We start from the raw sequence: 24940 nt of genomic DNA on the forward strand, positions 1-24940 counted from the left end.
ACCATGCCTTTAATAACCTTTTGGACGCGGCCATGGCATCGTAAATTGATCGGCCCGTTTCACAAATTTATAGCGGCGCAAAGTGAACCAGATAGACGCGATGATGTAAAACGCCATGATCGATAGCAGCGCAGAACCATAGCCCAAAAACGTGGCGAAATAAGTCGCACTGCACAGGATCAATAATGTAATCGCAGGGATCGGATGAAATGGGTGAATATAGCCGCGATGGATACTACCCAAAGGCCACATTTTTCTGAACTTGAAAATATTGAATGACATGAACGTATACCCCAGCAAACCTGACAGGATAGCGAACGTAATCACTTGATCAAGCAAGCCCGTGAACGCAAATGAAACTGCAATCGGCACCAGAAAAATAATTGAGCGATAAGGCGTGCGATAGCGCGGATGAATCGCGCCGAAAAATGCGGGCATATAGCGGTCGCGTCCAAGCGAAAACCATGCACGGGAAGCATCATTAATACAGCCATTGGCGGAGGCAATCGCGGCAAACATGGTGGCCACAAACAGCAGCAATTGCAATTTAGTATTGCCGAGTATGCTTGCAGCGTCATATAACGGGGTCACCGCTTGCCCGAGGTATTGCCATGGCATCAGCGCAGTACAAATAAACCAGGTCAGCGACGCGGCGACCAACAATGTAATCATGCCGCCCATCGTGCCGAGCGGAATCGAACGCCCTGCCGACCGGACTTCTTCCGCAGCCTGACAAGTACCTTCAATGCCTAGGTAATACCACATCCCAAATTGCAGCGCGGCCACTACGCCTATCCATCCATATGGCAAATTAGTCAGCAATGCTTCATGTTGCAAGACCTTGCCCGGATTCATCGGATCGACTGCAAGAAAAAGCACCAGGATAGACGTGAACGCAATCAGCGTAATGACAAAGTTAAGCGTGAGTGTGGCAAAGACGCCGCGATAATTTAGCCACGCCAGAAATGCAATCGTCAGCACCACGAACGGTTTTGGGTCCAATCCCGGATGTCCCAATACTTCAGCGCCAGCCTTCATCAGATCGCCAACGACGAGTGCGTCGGCTGCGCATAACATCGTGTAGGCCATCACTAAATACAAACCGACATTGAAGGCCATCAACGGTCCGATAATATGTTTTGCCTGCGTATATTGGCCCCCTGCTGCGGCTACCGTCGAGGTTACTTCTGAGTCGATCATGGCAACACAGGTATACAGCAAACCAATCACCCAACAGGCAATGAGCGAACCATAAGCGCCGCCTTTGGCTACTGAAAAATTCCAGCCCATAAACTCGCCCACCAACACAATACCCACCCCTAGCGCCCATATATGAAAAGGGTTAAGCACTTTAAGCATCGCTATGCGCGGCTTATCGATGACCTCTGCATTATTTACACTCACCACTGTTCTCCTTGATTTTTTAGACGGCTTTATCAAACCTTACGCATTTACTCATCGCCTTCGCGAGAGCTCATGAGAAAGTCTTCGTCATATTGTTTGGAAACATTAATAGCATCGGCCACTATCCAGGTCAGTAAGATGGCGGCAATCGCCCATGCCAGATAAGGCAAAATATCGAAAAAATTCATGATTGTTCCTTTTTATCCGTCCACTTAATCGGACCGAATTTTTCATTAATTACTTCTTTATATTCTTTATTCGACACTTTCAGCAGGAACGTAAAATAGCCAACAATCACTAAAATAGTAATGGCGAGCGACCAGGCATCAATCGAGTAATCAAACTTGGTATTAATAATCGCCGCTGCTTTCTCCGGATCGTAACCAAGCTTGATCCATTGCCCTTGCTCTATGGGCGAGAGTTTCAACGATTCCCAGGTTACTTTGGCAGCATCGAGGTTGGTATCTTTGACTTCGGCGGGTTTTAATAAAAGCGGGACTAATAAACTTGCAAAAACTAATACAAGAATAAAAACGCTATCGAATACTTGTCCAAACCAGCCTTGTTTAGGCGGCACATAGTTCGTCGTCACGATGGATGCTCCTTGATTTATTCGGATACAGGAAGGAGATCTACGACGGGATCAGCAGCAACTGATTTGCTCTCATCCAGATGTTTGATATCCATGCCATAAATAAATTGTTTATCTTCAGCGAAGTGTTTAGTCATCGCGAAGACGGAGGCGGTGTTGAACAACAACAGTAAAGCGCTGGAAATAACCATAATCAGACGGATATTGCTGTCATGAACGACGTGCATAATGCTGACTAATACGAAGAGTATGCTGGCCCATAAAAGCAGCACATCGACATAGGCCATCGTACAGTCCTGGATATACATCCGCTGAATTCTCGACTTTAAATCTTGTTTCATGTCTCCTCCGATTTTTTTGACTACGTAAGCGTAGCTCTGGCGTTGCTATAAATCAGTGATGGTATTAGTGCGTGGTTTATGTGTGATTTTCTTCGCCTCCCTCTTCTGTTAGCGCACATTAATTAAAGATGCGAATAACCAATTGCGATGCAACTGCATGGCTTGTATTGAATAACGTGGCAATACGCTATTCAACATAAAACAACCGATGCTATGCAGCGGCCCCGCCCGAACTGTAAATGGGCTAGCCGTGCTGCTGTGATAGTGGGCTTCACGCTTGATACAAAAAGATGCGTTTAATATTTAGCATTACGAATGCAGGCACTTCAATTTAAAACCATCAATTGATAAGGCTTAATTTTTGGTGTTTGTTCTGCCAGCCGATCTCGCCAACGCTGAGGAAGACTCGGAAGATGCGCGCAATACTGCCGCTTTCGACCGTTTTTTATAAAAAGTATTTGCCCGCATGATGCGACCTCGATTGACATCTGCATGGCGAAGTGGGTCATATAACGACACTTTTGTGCGCTGGCATGGCTGATGGAGAGGTCTTACGGTGCTGAATGGAAATGGCTAGCTGTGGGAAGTAGATTTTTTTGCGCCGCGACGATTTGTTGAAATCATCATGCGATGTGTAATCGTTGGCTAGGTTAAAAGCGCAACGCTTTTCTGTCATTGAAATCAAATTCGGGGATGGCGTTGCCATCAAGACACCAATGTCTATACCGATAAAGTCGGTACAAGTAACGTTTCTGTAGAAACAACATGGCATCGACATGATTCAACCCGCTAAGTGAAAACAAAACAGTGAATACGGAAAATATTATGCATGTAAGTTTAATGCTAGGCAAGTATTTTTCATGGCAATAACTTTGTGTGGTGATTTTGTCAGCTGTTCGTGTAGCTACCTGTTTTAGTATCTGGTCAATTTTTTTGAAATTGTGTAAGGACAACCGAAGAAACACTTTGTAACAAATGTTGCATAGAAGCTACAAAATGGTTGATTTAAATAATGATAATGATTATCATTTGCAACTTACCGCAGTTTTCAATAGCCAGCCAACATCGCCGTCATCCCTTGACGCACCGTCAGTCAGCCAATTTCACTCATATCAAATAGATTGGTGCACTTTCATGACGCATATCAAAAGCCGTAAGCACACTACGGCGGCGGGTCATTCGACCGACTTTCCGGGCACTTTACCGCAACCGTTTCCTTTGGGTTATTGTCTGAGCGCCGCATTCGCGGCCAGCATGACATTATCATCCGGTGCCTTGGCAACGGACTCCGAAGCAACGTTGCCAACGGTCCATGTCTCCGGTGCATCGGAGGGCATCAAGGCCGATAAGGCGTCCTCGCCAAAATACACTCAACCGCTGCTCGACACACCGCAAACCATCACCGTCATTCGCAAAGAATTGATCTCGCAACAAGGCGGGACCACGTTGACCGAAGCGCTACGTAATACTCCGGGGGTAGGCACTTTTTCGCTCGGCGAAAATGGGGCGACAGCCACCGGTGATGCGATTTATATGCGTGGCTTCGATGCGTCAGCGAACATCTATGTCGACAACGTGCGTGACCTTGGCGCGATTTCACGCGACATGTTCAACATCGATCAAGTCGAAGTATTGAAAGGCCCATCAGGGACAGATAACGGTCGCGGTGCGCCCAACGGCTCGATCAATCTTGTCACCTCGCAGCCTGACCTGAACAACTCGTTCAACGCAAGTGCCACCGCTGGCAGCGCCAGCAACAAGCGTGCGACGATGGATTTGAACCGCGTATTGGATGCAGATAAAGGGATGGCTTTACGCTTGAATGTAGTAGGTCAGGATAGTGGCGTGGCGGGCCGCGACATCGTAAATAACAAGCGTTGGGGTGTAGCGCCATCATTCGTGTACGGATTGGGCAGCGCGACCCGTTTGTATGTAGATTACCTTCATATGCAGCAAAATAATCGTCCGGAAGATGGCGTGTCAACAATCGGCCTGCCGGGGTATACATTTCCGTCCAATGCTGCGATCAATTCGGCAAAACCGGTCAATCCGAAGAACTACTACGGTTCTAAAGACGATTTCGATAAAGTGAATTCGGACATGCTGACCGTACGGGTCGAGCATGACTTTTCACCGCAACTGAAACTGCAGAACACCACACGTTATGCGAAGACGTCGCAGTACTATCAGATTACGGGTTTCATGGGCGGGTTCGCTACGCCTGTAACCTCTGATCCATCGACTTATACATTGGCGCGTACCCGTCAGGCAAAAGATCAAACCAATGAAATCCTGACCAATCAAACCAATTTGACTGCCGAGTTCGATACCGGCGGCATCAAACATACGGCGGTCGGTGGTTTCGAATTGACACAGGAAAAACAACGCGTTGTCGGTTATTACAATAACTCGCTAGGCACCATGAACCCGGCCAATTTGTATAATCCGAATCCATCGGACCCGGTGACTGGCTACAATCCGGTCCGTAGTGGTGTGGATACCAGCGGCGTCATAAAGAGTGTCTCAGCTTACGGATTCGATACCCTGAAATTAGGTGATCGCTGGTTGTTGAGCGGCGGCGTCCGCGTTGACCATTACGATCTGAATTACGACTACGCTACGGCATCGACGGTTCTGACCAATCCTACTCTGCGCGTCGGCACAGGCGTGAATCAGCCAAGCTTGAGCACGTCTGGTTATCTATTCAACTGGAAAGTCGGCGCGGTATATAAACTGACACCTGACAGCAGTCTCTATGCCTCGTATTCGACCTCCAAGCAACCACCGGGTGGATCGAACTTTATCTTAAGCACGGCTGCCAACAATGCGGGCAATACGAACTATGATCCCCAATCCACAACGTCATCGGAAATCGGTGCCAAATGGGATGTACTGGATAAAAAACTGGCATTGACCGCGGCGCTGTACTCCACCAAAGTTACCAACGAAGTGTCGCAGGATCCTGTCAGCCTGGCTTATTTCCAGACTGGCAAAAAACAAGTCCAGGGCATCGAAATCAGTGCGATTGGCAACATCACAAAAGAATGGTCAGTCAGCACCGGCTATACCTACATGAAAACCAAGGTAACGGGTTCATCCGTCGCCAGCGATGGGTCGAGTAATCTGGCTTATACGCCGAAACAGGCGTTCACTTCGTGGACGAGCTACAAACTGCCGCAAGGCTTCACCATCGGTGGCGGTGCCCGTTTTGTCGATGCACTGATACGTGCTTCGGATGGCGCAGTCGGCACACCTCGCTATACCAATTCGTATTGGGTATTCGACGCCATGATTGGTTACGCGGTATCGAAAAATCTGGACCTGCAACTTAACGTTTATAACCTGGCCGATAAGCAATATGTTGCGGCCATCAATAAAAGCGGTTATCGCTACACGCCCGGCATAGAGCGCGCAGCTACATTGACCGCCAATTTCAGGTTCTAAAAAAACCTGACCCATCGGCCCCTTCTTCGGAAGGGGCTTTTCCCGTTTTGAACCACTAAATTCAGCTTGTATTTAACCCGCCATGATTTTACATATTCCCGCAGTACTTTCAGAACAGCAAGTCACCCTCATGCGTACGCAACTCGAAGCTGCAGACTGGGTGGACGGCCGTGCCAGCGTCGGTGCGCAAGGTGCCAAGGTCAAACGTAACCGTCAACTGTCGGAACACTCACCGCTCGCGCGCGAATTGGGCGATATCATTCAGGCCGCGTTGCTGAACAATCCGCTGTACTTCGCAGCGGCGTTGCCATTGCGCAGCGTGCCGCCGTTGTTCAACGGCTATGCTGGCGGTGAACATTACGGTGCCCATATCGATGGCTCGGTCAGGATCGTCGCTGGCAGTCCATTGCCGGTGCGGACCGATATTTCAGCAACCCTGTTTTTGAACGCGCCGGACTCTTACGATGGTGGCGAACTGATCGTGTCAGATACCTATGGCAGCCATGAAATAAAGCTGCCTGCGGGCGATCTGATTTTGTATCCGTCGACCAGCCTGCATCGGGTCGAACCGGTATCGCGCGGTGAACGTCTTTGCTCTTTCTTTTGGATACAAAGCATGATTCAGGATGATGGCAAACGCGGCATGCTGTTTGAGCTAGACCAACATATCCAGAAGCTGCGTGCCCGTGTCGGCGATTGTGAAGAGGTAATAGGGCTGACCGGGCACTATCACAATCTGATTAGGATGTGGGCGCAGATTTGATACCGGCTTAGATGTTCGTTATTTTCGACGCTGGCATTTTTGACTTGCCAACGCATCTTTGTGATGAGCGGCTATGATCGCGTCCCGGATTGACTTGAATTAATACACATCCCTGCGATACCGTCCTGCCTCGGCAAGAGCCATCATTTGAGACTCGCCCAAGACTTCTTCTAACGCATCGGCAACGCCGGAAGCCATACCCAGAAGACTGCCGCAAACATAGATTGCTGCGCCATCATCGACCCACCGTCGCAGTTCGTCCGCCGCCTCGCGTAGCTTGTCCTGAACATATATTCGTTCGATCTGGTCTCGGGAAAAAGCCAGATCCACCCGCTTTAGTAGTCCGCTAGCTAACCATGCTTCTATTTCTTCCCAGTGCAGATAATCGGCATCGCGTGAACGCTCTCCGAATATCAGCCAATTCTGGTATCGTCCGGCCGCCGCCCTTGCCTGAACATGCGCTCGCAAGCCTGCCAGCCCAGTGCCATTGCCGATCAAAATCAAAGGAACATTATCTGTGGGAGGATGAAAATTACGATTACTCCGCACGCGTAAGGCGATCTCGCCACCTATCGCAACATGCTGTGTAAGCCAACCAGAACCAATCCCCAAGCGATCATCTTCACGCAAGATGCGACGCACCAGCAAATCAAGCGTGCCATTGTCAGGCAATGAAGCAATCGAGTATTCGCGATGCGGTAACGGTTTTAATCGGCTTGACAATTGCACAGGAGTGAGGCCACTCAGTGCAGCGATCTCTTCATCTTCGTGGGGCAGTAGCAAGCTAGCTAGCGCATCGAGCAGCTTCATGCTGTCGCTATCTGACGTGGCGACGTCTACGTTATCCAAGGATAAGATCGACAAGAAACGCTTCACGTCATCGCTGGAATTACGGGGACCTATTTCGGCGATGTCTCCTGCCTGCCAAGACGGCGCAGGCAGATCGATGGGAGTTAACGCGAGATGAAATGCAGGTCCGCCGATACTGCCTGCATTCAGCAAACGACGCTCTGCCAAACGCCATCGTCCGTAGGCCGGCTTGCTCCAGTCCGCGACTTCAGTGTGCCCGCTAAGAACGCCCAAATGATGCTGCCAATGACGCAGCGCACCTTCGTCACCGTTATCCACTTCGACCGTATCGAACAAGGGTTGCGCGTGACGTCGATGCAACCAGCTTTCTAGTGCGTGTCCGAAAGCACAGTAATGCGCGTAGCTTAGATCTCCCAGAGCCAGTATGCCGAAGCGCAGATCCAGCGCTTTGTGTATATCCGTTTCCGCCATGCGGCGTGCAAATCCGGCGGCACCGTCAGGCGCGTCGCCCTCGCCCGTGGTGCTGACAATGAACAACGCCTTACTAACCGATGCAAGGTGATTTTCGTCAACGCGTCCAAGCGGCAAAATCCGTACTGAAAGTCCACTGTCACGCATACTTTGCGCGGTCTTAACAGCAAGTTGTTCAGAGAACCCGGTCTGGCTGGCGAAAGCGATCAGAACGGTGTCGCTTTTCGTTTCTGTCGCCGACGATGCGTTTACCATTGTGTCATTCTCTCCGGACGTCCAGAGCGCTTCCTGTTCACGTTGCGTACGCTGATACTTGCGCACCGTCGCCACGCAAAATACAAAATACGCCAGTGAGATAACGGCCGCCGCTAACCAGCGACCTTGCATGCTATCGAGTGTGAGACCGCGAGCCCAGCCTATGGATGGCGCGCAAATGCAGCCAGCGACGATACTCAGGGAAAGAAATTGTGACTTCGCCATGGTCAACTCAATGGAGCATTTCGGCGAACGCTGGCGACATGCTTTCGCTGAAAATGCCATCGTGAGAGTGTATGAATAAGGCCGGAATATTGCGTTCTTGCGCGAACGCCATGCCCTTTTTTTCTCCTAGCACCATCAGCACGGTTGCCAATGCATCCGCCACCATGCATTGCGCATGCAGCACCGTCACCGAAACCATGCCATGACTCACCGGCTCACCGGTGCGCGTATCGATGGTGTGTGCATAACGCTGGCCTGCATAATCGAAATAGCGGCGGTAATCGCCAGACGTTGCCACGGCCAATCCGTGCAGCGCGGTGACGATCGACTTGGCACCCTGTTCGGATGGCGGCCGCTCTAAGGTGACCCACCACGGCTGGCCGTCGGGCTTTACGCCAAATCCGCTTAGCTCCCCGCCTATTTCCACAAGATAGCTTGGACAACCTAACGCGAATAAATACCGTGCAACCAGATCAACCGCATACCCTTTGGCAATTCCTGAGAAATCAAGATACACGCCTCCGGGCTGCAAAAGCCTGCGCTGTTGATGATCTAAACTTATCTGTCGCCAATTGCAGCGCTTCTGCGCAAACGGCATCGCAACCGCATTAGGACATGCCGCGACTGTATCCGCACCACCCTGCTGCGGGCCGAAACCCCACAGGTTAACCAGCGGACCGATGGTTGGATCAAACGCACCATCGCTATCCCTCGCCATCGTTAGTGCTGCGTCAAGAACCGTAAAAAATGCATCCGGCAGAGCATGCCAGCTGCCAGCCGGCGCATGATTAAAGCGACTCACATCAGAATCCGATTCCCAGGTGCTCATCTGATGAATCACCAGATCGAGTTGCGCCTGAATGCCTTGCTCGATGGTCTGCCGCGACACGGCAAGCGGTGCCAAGACGTGTACCGACCAGGTCGTGCCCATCGTACTGCCAGACAAATAAATTTCAGGCATGCCGGACTGCAAAGGAAGCGGTTCGGCTAGATCGAGCGGTATCAATACACGGTTGGACATCGGTTTAATATTAGTAAATGAAAGTTCAAAAATGGTTAAGGCAATACTTCAACCGTTGCCGCGTAGCTGGCGCGCCGCTCGGTTGCACGCGGCACCGTGGCTTTTTGATTGGCAACGCTGGCTGCCATCCAATACATGCCAGGACCGGGCCATGTGACACTGAATTTGCCTTCGGCACCGGTCTTGATCTTTGTATCGTTTAGCTTGTCGCGATAACGGATGCCGCCCGGTACGACTTCGACCTCGACATCAGGTGCTGGTTTTCCGTCCAGCAGTAACTGGAACGTGGCCTTATCACCTGCGACCAGATCGGTCGGATGCGTGATGGGATTGAGTTCCAATCCAACGCCAGTGATCGCCAATGCAGTTTTACTCGGCTTACCTGCGGTGACAAAGGTTTCTATGCGACCCTGCGATTGGGTTACTTTCAACTCTTGCGCATCTGCAGGAATTTCTTTGACCAGCGCTTCAGCGCTGCCACGCCACCGTTTCGTCTGGCCGTTCAACTTATAGCTGGCGTTTAATCCGTTGTTCAAGACAGCCAGTTTGTAAGTCCCGCTTTGGGCAAGGTGAACATCGAATGTGCTGCGGTGCTTGCCGGTATTGAGGTTTGCTGCCTCGACATTTTTGCCGTCAGGACCGATGACGGTCAGGCCATCAAGCCGCAGTGGAAAATCCTCAAAGAAGAACAGATCATTAGAGATAGCGGCGTCAACCGTCACCCATGGATCATCACCCGATAAAACTGTGGCTGATGGCAACATCCACAAGCGATGCGCCTGCGCCGACAAAGGCAGGCTGATGGCGATTGCTGACAATGCCAGCGCGACAATCGTTCGTGAGCGGTTAACCGAACGCTTAAAAAATAGTGTCATGCTTATTCCTTGTTAATGAGGGATGTCTGGATCACGGCTTCAATTCGAGGGCTACCGCACCTAGCTCGGTCTGGCCTTGAGCTTTAGTATTTTGCGGCGCTTTAGGCGGCCATTGAAATGGCATTTTTACCAGATCGTGGCTACCGGCTTCACGCGCTGCTTCCACCATCAATACATAATCGCCCGGCGCAAGATTGGCCAATGGACCTTTAGCGGAATTGAAGCTGAGCTTTTGCTCTCCCGCCGGACGGGTTGCGCCGCTCACGCCGTCGACCGGCATGTGCAATTCCCGACCCGTGCGACGCCACCATTGGCGCATATCCTTGAGCCATTTCTCACCTTCCTTATCTTTCTTCTTAACGTCATACCAGACCGACAGATTTGCAGCGACGCTCTGATCAGGACGCTCGATCCAGGCGGCAATATAAGGTCGATGAGACTCTGCTATGTTCAGCGTTGGAATCTCTATTTTGAGGTTCATGTCCGCCGCGCCAGCCGGAGCAGCAGACATGAACAGCGTCGCCATCGCAAGCGCCAAGATGGTTGGCTTGATCGCATAGATAGATTTTTTTCTGGTTGATACTCGTTTTTGTGGCATGTAACGGACCTCGTCAGCGGATGAAAAAAGAACACAAATGGAATAGGTAAACTATCGATGGTTGTATCGAATTGACTCAATGAATAAAGAGGCACGCCAGCAGCAGCGGCACCACCACGCCAAATACAACGATGGGCCACGTGGCGGGACGATTTTTCGCATGCATGTGCAGGAGAAAGAAACCGGTAATGCAAAACACCAGGCAAGCCACCGCAAAAACATCGATAAACCAGCTCCACGCGGTGCCGGTCTTGCGCCCTTTGTGAAGATCGTTAAAGTATGAAATCCAGCCGCGCTCGGTCTTTTCGTACTCAACCTTGCCATTGCTCAAATCGATCCGCAGCCATGCATCGCCGCCCGGACGGGGCAGCGACATATACACTTCCTGAGCAGACCATTCCGGTGTTTGTTCACCAACGGCAATCGACATTTCTCCTGACAACCAATCCCGCAACCCTTCCGGCAACGGCTGTTTGGAAGCCGCGCCCGAGCCCTCACCGGACTCCCCCAGATGCTTTAACGGCACCAGCAAAGCGCTCGGCAATTGTGCGTTGAGATGACTAATCTTGGGTTTCGCTTCAATTTGCGCCGAGTGATTTAGGGTCAAACCAGTCACGGCAAACGCCAGCATGGCAACCAGACACAGACTTGAGCTGATCCAGTGCCACTGATGCAAATGTTTAAGCCAGAACGAACGATGTTTCTGATCCGGCATTTTGTTGATGACATTACTCGCCCTCATGCTTATCGCCATCCATGCATAAATTGAAATTTTATTGATTGATAATCATTCGCAACTTTAACATGCGAGTTGTTATTTCGCCCACGCATTTTTGTATCGTTATGTTGCGGGCAGGTTAGGCCGTTTGCATGGGATGCCGAGTTGGCTGCTGATTGAATTGCTCTTATTGCCAGATAATGGCGTGATGGACTAACTGGCAACACCAAGAAAACATGGTTAGCGCGATGTTAAGTGGAGACAAGGACGCGTCAGAGACAGGCGGTGTGGATTGATCGAGAAAGTTGCCGCCAATCCCGAATGGATAAAGCAGCAGGACTGAATGCGCAATCTGCGCAATCAGTCCAATCTACACAATCGAATATCAATCAATAAAACGACCATTTCAGAGATCAATTTATTGATCAAAATGCGCATGTGTGGAAATTACTCGTGATCGACTTGCAGCGCTTCGAGGAAACGCGATACAAGGTTGTATGCGCCAATCGTGGCGGTCAATTCCACTAGTTCACGATCATTGAAGTGAAGTCGGACTGCGGCGAATACAGTTTCAGGGACTTTCACGTTGCGGGTCATGGACTCGCAGTAATCGAGCGCCGCGCGTTCGGATACATCAAAGGTCGCAAATTGCCCTTCCCGCAAGTCATTGATCTGCAGTTGGCTGATGCCTTCCTTTAGGGAAAACGGGATGTGTGCGCGAAACTCATATTCGGCGCCATTGATCACGGCCACGCGCATGATCACCAGTTCACGGATACGACCGGAAAGAAGACATTGCTGCCGAATCGCCGTTAAAAATCCGAGCCAGCCAGCGGCGACAGGCGGACTGTGCAACAGCATCTCGTAGAGTTTCAGAACACGTCCTCGTTCTGCTACGATGCGCTCAACTACCGGCGCGATCGTCGGATCATCCAGATCTGGGTAGGGTATTCTTGCCATGACGGTATTCTCCTTTTGGTGTACGTTACGAGCCGGTGGAAGCTGTCAGGCCACCATCGACCACAATCTGCTGCCCTGTAATATAGCGGCTCTCGTCGCTTGCTAAAAATAGTGCTGCATGCGCCACATCCCACGCATCGCCCATGCGGCCCATCGGGACCTGATGATGACGATGCGCAACAAAACCGTCGAAATCGCCGTTCGCATATTTGTCGGCCAGACGATGGACCAACGGCGTGAAAATCAGGCCCGGCACCACGCAATTCAAGCGCACGTTGTGTCTGGCGTAAAGTACCGCCGTGGTCTGGGTAAGCTGCATCAATGCAGCCTTTGCTGCAGCATAGGCCACTTGCGGCTTGCCGACATAGCGCAACCCGGCAACCGATGAAATATTCACTACCGATCCGCCGCCTTGACGTTCCATTATTGGCAGCACCGACTTGCACGTAAGAAATGCAGATTTCACGTTCACATCCATCTGCTCATCCCAGATGTCCTCCGCCATTTCAACTGGACCGCCCGGTTCGGAGCGGCCAACATTATTGATGAGGATATCGATCCTGCCAAAGCGGGCAAGACAAGCCTCGACCATACTGGCGACCTGCGCTGATTGCGTGACATCTATAACCTGCACTTCGGCGCTACCACCCTGTTCCAAAATCAGAGCGCGGGTGGCTTCTGCCGCTTCAAGCGTCAGGTCGACGCCAAAGACGCTGGCACCTTGCCTGGCAAGCAGTACTGAAATTGCTTTACCATTTCCCCAACCGGGTCCGATGGCACCACAGCCAGTTACCAGTGCGATTTTTCCATCTAATCGAAGCACTTATCCTCCCCCTTTTTTTGCCGAAAGCCAGAGCAACACTCAACCCTGATTTGTATGCGTAGACGTGGCGACAGCCTCGCCATCGTCCTCGTCACGCAATATCTGCATCGCCTTCTTCAGCGCGATTTGATAGCGTGTCTGCTCGCGTGCGATTGTCGCCTCATCCCAATCGTAGAAACCCTTGCGGCTAGCGCTCTTCACGCCGAAATCACCGTTATCGACGAGGTTTTGCATCAGTGGGCTGGGGGCGGTGTTTGTGTGCAAGTGCGGGTAAATCCCGGCGGCTGCGGCACAATGGATATCGACGCCCGCCAAGTCTTTTTGCAGCAGCGGTCCAGCGGCGATGTAGCGAAAACCAAACCCGTAGCGCACCGCAAGGTCAACATCTTCGGCGCTGGCAAAACCTTCATCGACTAACGCGATTGCTTCTCGCATCAACGCATGCTGGATGCGGTTTGCCAAAAAACCCGGCACGTCGCGCTTTACCTGCACTGGTTTTTTACGTACGGATCGCATGATCGCGCTGACCGTCTGCGCGACCGCCTCATCCGAGAATGCGCTGCGTATCACCTCAACCGCTGGCACCCAGTGCGCAGGCATGAAGAAGTGCAAACCCAGCATACGTTCGCGGGTGCTGCACTGATCACCGATTTGGCTGATGGGGATGCCCGACGAATTGCTGGTGAGTGGCACATGCGCCGGAGCCAGCGTATCGAGTTGGCGGAATATCTGCTGCTTGATCTCTAGATTTTCGGGCGCGCATTCGATCACGATACCGACTTTGGACCAGTCAATGTCAGCAATAGCAGATCGTGCATCGACGCTGCCGCCATTCCCGAAAATGCCGATCGATTGCGCTGCCGCAGCGACGCTTTCAGGCAAACGCGCACGCGGCGCTGGCGCTGGCTCGACAATTTGCGCGTTCCAGCCAGCGGCATAAAAAATTGCCGCGACGTCGCATCCCATGGTGCCGCCGCCGATTACGACGACTGAATGATCTGATTTCAATTTGGTTCCTGTCGATATTAAATTACTGATTTAAAAGCAAGTTGCCGTGTTGTTCCACAAGACAAGACCTAACACTACAAACCTGGCATCGAAAATGCCTTAGCTTGCAGCGCGGCCAATAATTCGGTGTTTTGCTGGGGATTGAGCCGGACCAGAGGGGGCCGCACTGAAGCGTAGCCTGCGTCGCCCGAAAAGTGGGCAACCGCCGCCTTCAAGGCCGGGATCATCGGGAATATCATGAACGCAGCACGCACGGCGTCGAGCGCTTGTTGCTGCGCATCTGCATCCGGTTGCTGCCAGGTCCGGTACAACCGTGCGATGGCGCCAGAATTTACATTGCCGGTTGCCGTGATACAACCTGCACCACCAGCACGCATGGTCGCCAGCAAGAAGGTTTCGCTGCCAGCGAACACATCAAAGCCCTGCGGCTGGAAGCGCTCCAGCATCGCTTTGGTATTGTTCCAGTCGCCCGAGCTGTCCTTGATACCGGCGATCACTCCGGGATAGGCTTGCAGCAGGCGTTCGATCAGTGCCAGACTGATCGGCACTTGCGACACCTGCGGGATGTGGTAAAGGTAGATCCGCAAGCGCGCGTCGGCAACCCGTTCGATCACCTCTGCATAACTGGCGAACAGGCCGTCATCTGATACGCCCTTGTAAAAAAATGGCGGTAACATCAACACACCCCCAGCACCATGCTGGACCGCATGACGCGTCAACGCGACACTGTCATCCAACGCGCAGCAGCCAGTGCCGGGCATCATGCGATCGCCTGGCACCCCGGATTCGACCAGTGCATCGAGGAAGTGCATGCGTTCGACAACCGAAAGCGAATTCGCTTCGGAATTGGTGCCGAATACTGCTAGTCCGACGTCCTGACTAAGCAGCCAGCGGGAATGCCGGACCAGCATCCCGGCCGAGCGGCGCGGGTCGTCTGTACATGGCGTAATGACGGGGGAAAAGACGCCGCGCAGTCGGGGGGATGGATTCATCTTGTTCTCCTTATGCCCAGCTATCCACGGCGTAACGCTCGACGGCTTTTTCATCAAAGCCAAAACCGAGACCCGGTGCCGTAGGCACTATCAGGTTACCGTTCTCAAAACTTAACTGCGTATCCACCAGCCGTCTAAAATTCAACACGCGATCATCCGAAAAATATTCGACAAAACCAGCGTTTGGCGTGGCAGCGACCAAATGCACGTGAAGATCATGGAACCAGTGCGGACACATTGTTACGCCGAATCCCGCCGCCATCGCTGCGATGCGACGCCACTCACTGATGCCGCCGCATACGGCCGCATCCGTTTGCAATATCATCGCGGCACGTTTTTCCAGCAGTTCCTGATGCCGCCAGCGGCCAGCTTCAATTTCGCCGGTGGCGACCGCCACTGAGGTACGCTTAGCCAACTGCGCATGATTTTCGATATCGTCGGGACTAAATGGCTCTTCGATCCAGTACGGCTGATACGACTCAAAGCGTTTCATGTATTCGAGCGCCGTCGGCAAGTCACGCCAGGCATTGTTGGCGTCCAGCATCAGCAGCACGTCGTCGCCAATTGCCGCACGCGCCGCCTTAATGCGCGCTTCTTCTTCCTTCGGACCGAAGCGGCCCACCTTCATTTTCACGGCTTTGAAACCAAGCGCGACATAGCCAGCCATCTCTTCGCCCAGCATTTCTGGGGTTTTCCCCTCAAGGTAATAACCGCCGCTGGCATAGGCCGGGACAGTCCTCTTGGCAGAGCCGCCCAGATACTGCGACAGCGGTAATGCCGCAGCACGCGCATTGCGGTCCCATAGCGCGATGTCGAGAATGGACAAGGCGCGCATGGTCGATCCGGCGCGACCGTGCAACAGCGAATCCTGATACATTTCCTGCCATAGCCCTTCCACACGTAGCGCATTCTGGCCAAGCAATGTTTCCTTGAAAAGTTCGCGCACCGCATGGGTGACGAGCACCCCACCGCGGCTACCGCCGTAACAAAAGCCTATGCCTTCCAAGCCGTCCGCGGTACGGACCCGAACCAAAGTGTAATCGCGCGCCGTGACCTGACGGGTCGAAAAGGCGGTGGGCTGATCAAGCGGAATGCTGATAGTGCGTGCTTCGACGGAAACGATGCGGGCATCGTTAGTGTAATCACAGGCTTGGTTTTGCATTGCATGTCCTTGGTTAGCAGGATAAATAACCCACTTCATTTTTTCGATAATATTATCGATAATTTAAATGGGCGAAAAAAATGTTGGCAACAACAGGCGAGGCTTTAGCTCATAATCCCGATTTGCCAAGGTACGAATTCGTTATCGCCAAGGCCGAGTAGTTCGCTCTTGGATGCTGCGCCCGAAGCGGTGACCAGCATCAAGTCGAAAATGCGCCGCCCCATCTCCTGCAAAGTGCAGGTCCCATCGAGAATCTCACCGCAGTTGATGTCCATGTCCTCTTCCAGCCGATTGAACATGGGCGTGTTGGTAGCGAGTTTGATGCTGGGAACCGGTTTAGCACCGAACATCGATCCGCGTCCGGTGGTGAAGGCAATCAGATTGGCCCCTCCGGCAATTTGCCCAGTTGCAGAAACCGGATCATAGCCGGGCGTATCCATGAATACGAATCCCTTGGTCGTGACAGGTTCGGCATACCTGTAGACTTCCATCAGCGGCCCGGTGCCCCCTTTCATCGACGATCCCAGCGATTTTTCGAAAATGTTCGCCAGCCCGCCGACCTGATTGCCGGGACTTACATTGCCATTAATCTGCACGTCGCGCCCAACCGAATATTCTTCCTTCCACCAGCGCACGCGGGCAACCAGTTTTTCACCGACTTCGCGGCTGACCGCACGCCGCGTGAGCGTGTGTTCAACGCCGTAAATTTCAGGTGTCTCCGACAGGATCGCTGTACCCCCGTGCCTTACCAGCAGATCGACAGCCGCGCCGAGAGCGGGATTGGCAGTGATCGAGGAAAAGCCATCGGAGCCGCCGCATTGCAGGCCCACCACAAGATGGCTTGCACTGACAGTGCTGCGCGATACCTGATTTGCGTCAGGCAGCATCGCCATCACGGCGGCGACGCCAGCTTCAATTGTCTTGCGCGTACCGCCGGTTTCCTGCATCACCAATGTATGCAGCGTTGGCCCACTTTGCAGCTGTTCGTCTTCCATCAGGCCGCGCAGTTGGTTGCGCTCACAACCTAAGCCAACCACTAATACACCGGCCAGATTCGGGTGGCGTGAATAGCCTGCCATCGTGCGTCGTAGCAGCGCCATTGGCTCACCGGTCATTTCCATGCCACATCCAAGCGAATGGCTGAACGCCACCACGCCGTCGACATTGGGAAAGTCGGCCAGACGTTCCGGCGTAAACCATTCGGCGATCTTGCGCACTACCGTGGCCGAACAATTGACTGTCGAAAGGATGCCGATATAGTTGCGCGTCGCCACCCTGCCATCGTTGCGAACGATGCCTTGAAACGTTGCACGCTGTGCCTCCTCGATTAACGTGACCTCACGATATTCGCTGGCGTGAGCATAGTCGCGCTCGAACTCGCGGAACGCCATATTGTGGTTGTGTACCATTGTCCCCGCGTCGATATCGACTTCGGCAAAACCGATCACGACGTTATATTTACGTATCGGCTCGCCTTTGAGAATTCGGGTAGTTGCAATTTTGTAGCCTGCGGTTACCTGGCTGCGCGACACAATGCCCTCGCCTTCGATTGCAGCACCGATCGCGATATCAACCCGCGCGACCACGATGTTATCGTTGGAATGCAAGCGGATAATCGATCCCGTCACACACTTTTCAGAAGTTTCAATCATGTTCCCAGCATCCTCGAATTAAAGTAAATCAGACCTACGCAGCGACTGGCGTCAGCACGGTGCCGTCCTCAAAGAAGCGGTGCAAGTTGTCCAGCGTCAGACGTGCCATCGCCATCCGCGTCTCGTTGGTAGCGCTTCCCACGTGCGGTGACAACACTACGTTGTTCAGTTCGAAGAAACGTGGATCGATGTCCGGCTCGCTGTCGAACACGTCGAGCGCTGCGCCTGCAATCATGCCACTTGCCAGCGCATCGATCAGCTGCGACTGATGCACGACTGAACCGCGCGCAATATTGATCAGGTAGCCTTGCGGGCCAAGCGCTTCCAGCACCGAAGCATCAATCATTTGTTCAGTCTCTCGACCACCCGGAGAAGTCAAAATCAGGATGTCGCTGCGACGCGCCAGTTCGTGCAAGTCAGGCTGAAACGGCCAGTCAAGTTGCTGATCGGTGCGTCCGTAATACGACAGCTTGACGCCGAACGGCACAAGCCGATTAGCGATTTCTTTGCCGATTCGGCCCAGTCCGACGATGCCAACATGTTTTCCTGCAAGACTTACGCCAAGCGGGAACGCGCCGTTGCGCCAAGCGCCAGAGCGCACGAAACCGTCGCCTTCTCCTATCCGGCGCAATAGCGCAAATAGCAAGCCTACGCACAGTTCTGCTACCGCATCGTTCAGCACATCCGGCGTATTTGTGACGATCACATTGCGCTGCGCGGCAACGTCGAGCGGAATCAGATCATAGCCAACGCCACAGGTCGCAATGATGCCTAGATTCGGCAATTGCAAGATGACATCCTTCGGGACGGCACAATTGCTGCGCGTGATAATGCCGCGGAGAGACGTGCGAAGTGCATCGTCCGTCTCCAAAGCCGCCATGTTGTGACAGCGAAATTCGGTATCGATCAAATTTTGGGCGAGCGTCGGGAACGTGCCGAGTAACAGCAGGTCTTGCATCATGGGTCAGCTTTCCTGTATGAATGCCGGGGTCAGTCTTGCGGCGGATGTGCTAACGGAAGCAACGCATCGGCACGCTCGAACTGAGGCGCCATGCGGCGGTATTTTTCGATATAGGCGTCGCGCGAGGGCAGCAGGTGATCATGGCAAAGAGCCACCAGCCGTTCCCGGTCTCCTTCACGCAACGCCTCAATCATCTGGCGGTGATCGCGGCGCGACTTTTCGAGATACTCCGGAACGACCATCGACAGCGAGCGGATTACATGCGCGCGCTGCGCAGCCAGTTCGATCATTTCAGTCAATGCCGGGTTATCGGATAGAGCGAACAACACTTTGTGAAACGCAATATTCATGCGAAACGCTACGTGCAAGTTCGCATCCCGGACAGCATCGTCATGGCGTTGCTGGATGGCTTCCAGCTCGGCCAGTTTTTCCGATGCGACCGGCAATGCAATCTGGCGAGCACAGTTGGTTTCCAGAATATCGCGCACTATATACAGATCAATCACCTCCTTGACACTGTATGACTTGACTAGGGCACCGATATTCTTCTTGCGTTCTACAAGCCCCATCTGCTCTAGTTCGGCCAGCACCTGTCGCACAATGTGCCGCTTCAGGCCGAAACGGGCGCGTAACTCATCCTCAACCAGCCGTTCACGCGGGTGCATATAACCGAACGCTATGTCTTCTTCTAGCGTTTCGACGGCCATCCGCACTTGCGACGCATTGTCAATGTTCAGGTCCATGGTGGATTCCGATGGGAGTGTCTTGTTCATACTATCAATTTCCAGTATTGCGATTGGCAATCCGGGCATTGTGCGATTGCGGAACGCCCCTGTAGCGTCCGCAAAGCATGCCTAGTTGCCGTTCAGTTTATGAGTTTCAGGGAAGAACATTTCTTTCCAGTCGGTCGGAGCACGCTGGATATAACCGGCGTGAGCAAAATAATTAGCCATTTTCATGGTATTGGCCGGCGTTTTTGAATACAGCATATCCGGTCCTTCGAGCATTTTAACCATGTCGGCCAATGGGGTCTTGTCCTTCGTGGCGGTCAGATACACGGCAGCAGCAGCCGATTTATCCTTGGCAATCATGTCGAGTGCTTCGTCCAGTGCAGCATTCAATGCCAGTACCACTTCCGGATTTTTGTCGTGAAATTTTACAGAGCCAAAGATGATGGCAATCGACATTGGTCCACCCAATACATCATTAGACGTCAGGATTTTGCGCACGCCCGGTTGTTTCAATTCCATTTCAGTATACGGAGACATAGTGAAATGGCTAGTAATTTGCGCGCTCTTATTTTGCATTGCAATCACGCCATCAGGATGTCCCATCGACACGGTCAACGCGTTGATTTTGGCACGACCGGGTAAGCCCAGCTCTTTTTCAGCCGCCATTTGCAACACGATAGCTTGACTGGACAGTTTAACGGTTGGCACCGCGATGCGGTCGTCGCCAGCGAAGTCAGCAACCGTTTTTATATTTGGATTACGGGTTACCAATGTTAGCGGGATGGCGCCGACGCCAGCGTAGCCTTTTATCGCGCCCTGCGTTTTAGACCATAACAAGATCAGGTTGGTGGTGCCTGCCACGGCCATATCGATGTTACCGGAGATCAATGAATCATTAAAACTGGCACCAGAGTTGAACATGCGCCAAGACACATTCAAATCCTTGATGCCCATCGCTGCCGCATGCTTTTCGATCAGCTTGTTTTGCTCCATGATGATGGTCGGCAAATAGGTCAAGCCCGGTTGCTTGGCAATGCGTAGTTCCACAGCCTGCGCCGACACCGCCGCACCGATTGCACATACAAACAGCACGATGTTAAATTTTTTGACGAATCTATTCATTGTTAGTCTCCTTATAGCGCTTTTGACGCTTATTTATCAATGTTGCCTTGACGATGATTAACTTCAGCTCTGCATTCCCCACTTGCGTAAAGTACGGGTTTCAATGGTGCGGAAAATGAGGTTTTCTACAATCAATCCAATGAAAATGACTGAAAATAGTCCGGCAAATACATTTGGAATATCCATGAGGTTCTTGTTCTCGTAGATAAACCAGCCGAGACCACCCTCCCCCGAGCTGACACCGAAGATCAGTTCGGCGGCAATCAGCGTGCGCCAGGCAAACGCCCAGCCAACTTTTAGTCCAATCAAAATACTGGGAAACGCAGCAGGAATCAGTATCTTCGCGACATATCCGAAATTGCGCAGTCCGTAGTTACGACCGACCATTCGTAGCGTATTCGATACCGATGTAAACCCAGTGTGGGTATTGAGTGCTACGGCCCAGAGTACCGAGTGAATTAGCACGAATACCAGGCTTTGCGCGCCTAGTCCGAACCAGATCATGGCCATCGGCAGGATGGCAATGGAAGGTAGAGGATTGAACATCGCGGTGAGCGTTTCAAGTAAGTCTGTACCGATGCGTGAGTTGATCGCGATTACCGTAAAGACGCCAGCCAGCGCAATACCGGCTGCGTAACCGATCAATAAAACCTGGATTGAAGTCCAAGCTTTCACCAGCAAGCTGCCGGAAAAAATACCGGCGCCAAATGCTTCCATCGTTGCAGAAAAAGTTGGGAACATCAGCGCGTTATTCACTGAGCGGGCATAGAACTCCCAGATCAACGCCAATACGATCAGGATGGCAGCCTTGCGCACTGCACCGATCTGATAGACAGCCTCCCAAGCCGACAGTTTTTTCTGTACGACGCCGAATTCGGATGACGAGACAATTTCATGAATGACTTCTTTGCTGCGCACGGTATTTTCCCGCATGACGGCGTTAAGCATGTGAATCCTCAGTAACGGTTTCTGGCACGAACAACATATTGTGAATGCGACTTTCGAGCTCGCGTGCTTCGTCCGTCAATAGGCAGTCACGGGGCACGCTGCTGAGCTCCGCACGCACTTGGCCCGGATGCGGTGTGAGCAACAAAATTTGATTACCGATCTTGATGGCCTCCTCAATCGAATGAGTCACGAACAGCACGGTAAATTTGGTGTCATCCCACAGATCAAGCAACTCATCTTGCATCTTCCGACGAGTCAGGGCATCGAGGGCGGCAAACGGCTCATCCATTAGCAGGATGTCCGGTTCCATCGCCATGCCACGTGCAATGGCAACCCGCTGCTTCATACCGCCCGACAAGGTATGCGGATAGTTATTGGCAAAATTACCCAAATTAACTTTCTCGATGTACTGCATGGCCTTGTCTTCTGCCGCACGTCCCTTGTGCTTGCCCGAGGTTTCGAGTGCAAACATGACGTTTTCCTTGACGGTCTTCCAAGGGAGCAACTGGTCGAACTCCTGAAACACCATCATCCGATCCGGCCCTGGACCATGGACCGGTACGCCCTTCAACCGAATCTCACCTTCAGTAGGTGTCAGATAACCGCCCACCGCCTTCAACAGCGTCGACTTGCCGCATCCGGAAGAACCGAGCAGGACAAAACGGTCCGATTTCAGGACTTTGAAATTGACGCGATAGGTGGCGGTAATGAGGTGATCGCGGGTCTTGTACTGCAGCGTAACGCCATGTACATCAAGCAACGGTATCGAAGGATCCTCGATCATGCTGTCTCCTGTTTTTACTTGTTTTGAAAGCAGATCGGTCACGGCCGCACCTGCAAGGTCGATTGAGATCCGGTTCCGACAGGCAGAATGTGGATCGTCGTTGCACTTCGTTGAGCGCTTAATTTTCGAATCGATGGGTAAGAGTAAACTGAAAAAACCGGGTTGTCACCAATTATCAATAATAATATTGACCATTTAAAATCCACCTTGACGGAAGCCATGTAAAAGACTCGCCCACTCCGATTTAGAGGTATTAAACCGATCATGCAACACGAAAACCGCGTGTAGGCCAAGATGCCGGACACGCGGTTTTCGGAGTGCTGCGATCAACACTCCACCAGAATTTCCTTGCTAAATATCAGATGGACGCAGGAAATCGAAGTCGACCCCTTTGTCGGCCTGCGTCACGGTTTTCAAAAACAGATGACGATAGCCGCGCGGCGCAGTTGGCCGCATTACAGGGCTTTCCAACACCCGTCTGGCCAGCTCCTCATCGGACACTAGCAGGCTGATTTCACGCTTTTTGACCGAGAGCCGGATGCGGTCGCCGTTACGGACGTAGGCCAGCGGTCCGCCAATCGCCGACTCAGGCGTGACATGCAGCACGATGGTGCCCCCGGCGGTCCCACTCATGCGGCCATCGGAAACCCGGACCATATCCTTGACACCAGCACGCGCCAGTTTTTTGGGAATAGGAATATAGCCAGCTTCTGGCATGCTTGCCCCGGTCGGGCCGATATGCTTGAGCACAAGCACGTCGTCTGCCTTCACATCAAGCGCATCATCATCAATCCGCAAGACCAGATCCTCAATGTTTTCGAACACCACAGCACGCCCCTCATGCTCCATCAAATCGGGATTAGCCGCGGATTGCTTGATGATGGCGCCGTCGGGAGCGAGATTACCGCGCAGGACAGCGATCCCGCCTTGCGGATAGATCGGATCCGAAAATGAGCGCACCACGGCTTGAGGGAAGCCCGGGCCAGCGCTTTCCAGTTCTTCGCCGAGCGTGCGTCCGGTCACGGTCATCGTGTCGAGATGCAACAACGGCTTCAGTTCACGCAGCAACGCATGCAGACCGCCAGCGGCATGAAAATCTTCCATGTAAAACTGGCCTGATGGTTTCAAGTCGATCAGCACTGGCGTTTCACGGCCTAGCGCATCAAGGCGATCAAGCGACAAATCGATACCAAGCCGACCAGCAATCGCCGTTAAGTGAATGACACCGTTAGTCGAACCGCCAATCGCCAACAGGACGCGCAGCGCATTTTCGAATGCCTTCACGGTCATAATCTTGTCAGGCGTAAGGCCGCTGAGTGCCATCGCCACTGCAGTGGCGCCGGTGCGTTCGGCGACCCGAATGCGATCGGCGGTGACCGCAGGCGGCGATGCACCACCAGGAACCATCATTCCCAGTGCTTCTGCCACACAGGCCATCGTGCTCGCCGTTCCCATTACAGAGCAGGTTCCCACGCTGGCGACCAATTGATTATTGACCTCGGCGATTTCTTGATCATTAATCTCATCCGCCCGATACTTACCCCAAAAGCGACGGCAATCGGTGCAGGCACCAACGCGCTCTGAGCGATACGATCCGGTTAACATTGATCCGGTGACTAACTGGATCGCGGGAATACCGGCTGAGGCCGCCCCCATCAACTGGGCTGGGACCGTTTTGTCACAGCCACCGATCAGAATCACCGCGTCCATCGGTTGCGCTCGAATCATTTCCTCGGTATCCATGGACATCAGGTTCCGCAGATACATCGACGTCGGCGAAGCAAAACTCTCGTGGATAGAAATCGTCGGAAAATCCATCGGCAAACCACCGGCCAGCATCACCCCGCGTTTCACGGCCTCAATTAGCTGCGGCATGTTTCCATGGCAAGGGTTGAAGGCACTGCCAGTGTTGGCAATGCCAATTACCGGACGATCCAACGCGTTATCGGTAAAGCCCGCCCCTTTTACGAACGCCTTGCGCAAGAATAAGGAAAATCCGCTGTCTCCATAGCTGGTCAGCCCCTTATGTAGTCCGGTTGGATCATCCTTTTTTTTATTGCTTTTGTCGCTAGTATTAGTCATTAATGTCCCAAATTTTATTATTGATAATATTTCCAATAATTATAATGTTCCACTTTTCTAACGAATGCAAGTACGTTGTGAGATAAGTTGCGACACAAAAAATGTGCAATTTTTCGTCATCAGTTTGGTTTTTTGCTGCGGTGAGATAGATGGACTGGGCTTTGTCGCGTTAAGCGAAGCCGTTCGAATGGGCGTGAG

23 protein-coding genes are annotated in these 24940 nt (G+C 52.5%); 2 read left to right on the top strand and 21 right to left on the bottom strand.

The window, feature by feature from the left end; translation table 11 throughout:
• Positions 1-9 precede the first annotated feature (9 nt).
• From C7W93_RS08445 to C7W93_RS08455, 4 genes are read right to left on the bottom strand one after another with little or no spacing between them, the layout of a single operon-like run.
• Positions 10-1404 (bottom strand): APC family permease, encoded by a 1395-nt coding sequence (locus tag C7W93_RS08445; protein WP_225869782.1) that lies wholly within the window; start codon positions 1402-1404, stop codon positions 10-12.
• Between the two features lie 47 nt (positions 1405-1451).
• The gene (locus tag C7W93_RS24800) at positions 1452-1592 is read right to left on the bottom strand and encodes a hypothetical protein (RefSeq protein ID WP_201747180.1); all 141 of its coding nucleotides are present in this window, start codon (positions 1590-1592) and stop codon (positions 1452-1454) included.
• Positions 1589-1996 carry a hypothetical protein gene (locus C7W93_RS08450; protein WP_108439611.1) on the bottom strand — a complete coding sequence of 136 codons (408 nt, stop codon included), beginning with the start codon at positions 1994-1996 and terminating at the stop codon, positions 1589-1591. The genes C7W93_RS24800 and C7W93_RS08450 overlap by 4 nt, the downstream gene beginning before the upstream one ends.
• Before the next feature lie 17 nt (positions 1997-2013).
• Positions 2014-2337 (bottom strand): hypothetical protein, encoded by a 324-nt coding sequence (locus tag C7W93_RS08455; RefSeq protein ID WP_108439612.1) that lies wholly within the window; start codon positions 2335-2337, stop codon positions 2014-2016.
• 1134 nt (positions 2338-3471) lie between these two features.
• Between C7W93_RS08455 and C7W93_RS08460 the strand changes: the two genes are divergently transcribed.
• Both C7W93_RS08460 and C7W93_RS08465 read left to right on the top strand, forming a co-directional pair.
• Entirely contained in the window at positions 3472-5781 is a 2310-nt protein-coding gene (locus C7W93_RS08460) for a catecholate siderophore receptor Fiu (RefSeq protein ID WP_108440550.1), read from the top strand.
• Positions 5782-5863: 82 nt separating this feature from the next.
• Positions 5864-6544, top strand: a complete 681-nt coding sequence (locus C7W93_RS08465; RefSeq protein WP_108439613.1) for a Fe2+-dependent dioxygenase — start codon at positions 5864-5866, stop codon at positions 6542-6544.
• A 99-nt stretch (positions 6545-6643) separates the two neighbouring features.
• On the opposite strand, the gene C7W93_RS08470 is transcribed toward C7W93_RS08465, so the two are convergent.
• From C7W93_RS08470 to C7W93_RS08550, 17 genes are all read right to left on the bottom strand, one after another.
• Positions 6644-8305 carry a sulfite reductase flavoprotein subunit alpha gene (locus C7W93_RS08470; RefSeq protein ID WP_108439614.1) on the bottom strand — a complete coding sequence of 554 codons (1662 nt, stop codon included), beginning with the start codon at positions 8303-8305 and terminating at the stop codon, positions 6644-6646.
• A 7-nt stretch (positions 8306-8312) separates the two neighbouring features.
• Positions 8313-9326 (bottom strand): FAD:protein FMN transferase, encoded by a 1014-nt coding sequence (locus C7W93_RS08475; protein WP_108439615.1) that lies wholly within the window; start codon positions 9324-9326, stop codon positions 8313-8315.
• Positions 9327-9361: 35 nt separating this feature from the next.
• Positions 9362-10201 (bottom strand): DUF4198 domain-containing protein, encoded by an 840-nt coding sequence (locus C7W93_RS08480; RefSeq protein WP_108439616.1) that lies wholly within the window; start codon positions 10199-10201, stop codon positions 9362-9364.
• Positions 10202-10232: 31 nt separating this feature from the next.
• Positions 10233-10799 (bottom strand): DUF2271 domain-containing protein, encoded by a 567-nt coding sequence (locus tag C7W93_RS08485; RefSeq protein WP_108439617.1) that lies wholly within the window; start codon positions 10797-10799, stop codon positions 10233-10235.
• 76 nt (positions 10800-10875) lie between these two features.
• Positions 10876-11553 (bottom strand): PepSY-associated TM helix domain-containing protein, encoded by a 678-nt coding sequence (locus C7W93_RS08490; RefSeq protein ID WP_108439618.1) that lies wholly within the window; start codon positions 11551-11553, stop codon positions 10876-10878.
• A gap of 411 nt (positions 11554-11964) precedes the next feature.
• Positions 11965-12477 carry a carboxymuconolactone decarboxylase family protein gene (locus C7W93_RS08495; RefSeq protein ID WP_108439619.1) on the bottom strand — a complete coding sequence of 171 codons (513 nt, stop codon included), beginning with the start codon at positions 12475-12477 and terminating at the stop codon, positions 11965-11967.
• Between the two features lie 25 nt (positions 12478-12502).
• The gene (locus C7W93_RS08500) at positions 12503-13300 is read right to left on the bottom strand and encodes an SDR family NAD(P)-dependent oxidoreductase (RefSeq protein ID WP_108439620.1); all 798 of its coding nucleotides are present in this window, start codon (positions 13298-13300) and stop codon (positions 12503-12505) included.
• Positions 13301-13339: 39 nt separating this feature from the next.
• Positions 13340-14308, bottom strand: coding sequence for a 3-hydroxyacyl-CoA dehydrogenase NAD-binding domain-containing protein (locus tag C7W93_RS08505; RefSeq protein WP_225869784.1), 969 nt, complete (start codon positions 14306-14308; stop codon positions 13340-13342).
• A gap of 74 nt (positions 14309-14382) precedes the next feature.
• Positions 14383-15300: a dihydrodipicolinate synthase family protein gene (locus C7W93_RS08510; RefSeq protein WP_108439621.1), complete on the bottom strand. Its 918-nt coding sequence runs from the start codon at positions 15298-15300 to the stop codon at positions 14383-14385.
• Positions 15301-15310: 10 nt separating this feature from the next.
• Positions 15311-16462, bottom strand: coding sequence for a mandelate racemase/muconate lactonizing enzyme family protein (locus C7W93_RS08515; protein WP_108439622.1), 1152 nt, complete (start codon positions 16460-16462; stop codon positions 15311-15313).
• 104 nt (positions 16463-16566) lie between these two features.
• On the bottom strand, positions 16567-18114 hold the full coding sequence (locus tag C7W93_RS08520) for a UxaA family hydrolase (protein WP_108439623.1): 1548 nt from the start codon (positions 18112-18114) through the stop codon (positions 16567-16569).
• Positions 18115-18148: 34 nt separating this feature from the next.
• On the bottom strand, positions 18149-19075 hold the full coding sequence (locus C7W93_RS08525; RefSeq protein ID WP_370446407.1) for a 2-hydroxyacid dehydrogenase: 927 nt from the start codon (positions 19073-19075) through the stop codon (positions 18149-18151).
• 29 nt (positions 19076-19104) lie between these two features.
• Positions 19105-19848, bottom strand: a complete 744-nt coding sequence (locus C7W93_RS08530) for a GntR family transcriptional regulator (protein ID WP_225869785.1) — start codon at positions 19846-19848, stop codon at positions 19105-19107.
• 81 nt (positions 19849-19929) lie between these two features.
• Positions 19930-20928 (bottom strand): ABC transporter substrate-binding protein, encoded by a 999-nt coding sequence (locus tag C7W93_RS08535; RefSeq protein WP_108439624.1) that lies wholly within the window; start codon positions 20926-20928, stop codon positions 19930-19932.
• 63 nt (positions 20929-20991) lie between these two features.
• Positions 20992-21861: an ABC transporter permease gene (locus C7W93_RS08540; protein ID WP_108440554.1), complete on the bottom strand. Its 870-nt coding sequence runs from the start codon at positions 21859-21861 to the stop codon at positions 20992-20994.
• A gap of 7 nt (positions 21862-21868) precedes the next feature.
• Entirely contained in the window at positions 21869-22660 is a 792-nt protein-coding gene (locus C7W93_RS08545; protein WP_108439625.1) for an ABC transporter ATP-binding protein, read from the bottom strand.
• A gap of 351 nt (positions 22661-23011) precedes the next feature.
• Positions 23012-24742 carry an IlvD/Edd family dehydratase gene (locus tag C7W93_RS08550; protein WP_108439626.1) on the bottom strand — a complete coding sequence of 577 codons (1731 nt, stop codon included), beginning with the start codon at positions 24740-24742 and terminating at the stop codon, positions 23012-23014.
• Positions 24743-24940: the final 198 nt, after the last annotated feature.

Source organism: Glaciimonas sp. PCH181, assembly GCF_003056055.1.
Lineage (GTDB): Bacteria > Pseudomonadota > Gammaproteobacteria > Burkholderiales > Burkholderiaceae_D > Glaciimonas.

Bases quoted from the DNA above. Each gene is read 5' to 3' on its own strand.
- C7W93_RS24800 (WP_201747180.1), bottom strand. From the start codon at position 1,592: ATGAATTTTTTCGATATTTTGCCTTATCTGGCATGGGCGATTGCCGCC.
- C7W93_RS08455 (WP_108439612.1), bottom strand. From the start codon at position 2,337: ATGAAACAAGATTTAAAGTCGAGAATTCAGCGGATGTATATCCAGGAC.
- C7W93_RS08460 (WP_108440550.1), top strand. From the start codon at position 3,472: ATGACGCATATCAAAAGCCGTAAGCACACTACGGCGGCGGGTCATTCG.
- C7W93_RS08465 (WP_108439613.1), top strand. From the start codon at position 5,864: ATGATTTTACATATTCCCGCAGTACTTTCAGAACAGCAAGTCACCCTC.
- C7W93_RS08470 (WP_108439614.1), bottom strand. From the start codon at position 8,305: ATGGCGAAGTCACAATTTCTTTCCCTGAGTATCGTCGCTGGCTGCATT.
- C7W93_RS08475 (WP_108439615.1), bottom strand. From the start codon at position 9,326: ATGTCCAACCGTGTATTGATACCGCTCGATCTAGCCGAACCGCTTCCT.
- C7W93_RS08480 (WP_108439616.1), bottom strand. From the start codon at position 10,201: ATGACACTATTTTTTAAGCGTTCGGTTAACCGCTCACGAACGATTGTC.
- C7W93_RS08485 (WP_108439617.1), bottom strand. From the start codon at position 10,799: ATGCCACAAAAACGAGTATCAACCAGAAAAAAATCTATCTATGCGATC.
- C7W93_RS08490 (WP_108439618.1), bottom strand. From the start codon at position 11,553: ATGGCGATAAGCATGAGGGCGAGTAATGTCATCAACAAAATGCCGGAT.
- C7W93_RS08495 (WP_108439619.1), bottom strand. From the start codon at position 12,477: ATGGCAAGAATACCCTACCCAGATCTGGATGATCCGACGATCGCGCCG.
- C7W93_RS08510 (WP_108439621.1), bottom strand. From the start codon at position 15,300: ATGAATCCATCCCCCCGACTGCGCGGCGTCTTTTCCCCCGTCATTACG.
- C7W93_RS08515 (WP_108439622.1), bottom strand. From the start codon at position 16,462: ATGCAAAACCAAGCCTGTGATTACACTAACGATGCCCGCATCGTTTCC.
- C7W93_RS08520 (WP_108439623.1), bottom strand. From the start codon at position 18,114: ATGATTGAAACTTCTGAAAAGTGTGTGACGGGATCGATTATCCGCTTG.
- C7W93_RS08525 (WP_370446407.1), bottom strand. From the start codon at position 19,075: ATGATGCAAGACCTGCTGTTACTCGGCACGTTCCCGACGCTCGCCCAA.
- C7W93_RS08530 (WP_225869785.1), bottom strand. From the start codon at position 19,848: ATGAACAAGACACTCCCATCGGAATCCACCATGGACCTGAACATTGAC.
- C7W93_RS08535 (WP_108439624.1), bottom strand. From the start codon at position 20,928: ATGAATAGATTCGTCAAAAAATTTAACATCGTGCTGTTTGTATGTGCA.
- C7W93_RS08540 (WP_108440554.1), bottom strand. From the start codon at position 21,861: ATGCGGGAAAATACCGTGCGCAGCAAAGAAGTCATTCATGAAATTGTC.
- C7W93_RS08545 (WP_108439625.1), bottom strand. From the start codon at position 22,660: ATGATCGAGGATCCTTCGATACCGTTGCTTGATGTACATGGCGTTACG.
- C7W93_RS08550 (WP_108439626.1), bottom strand. From the start codon at position 24,742: ATGACTAATACTAGCGACAAAAGCAATAAAAAAAAGGATGATCCAACC.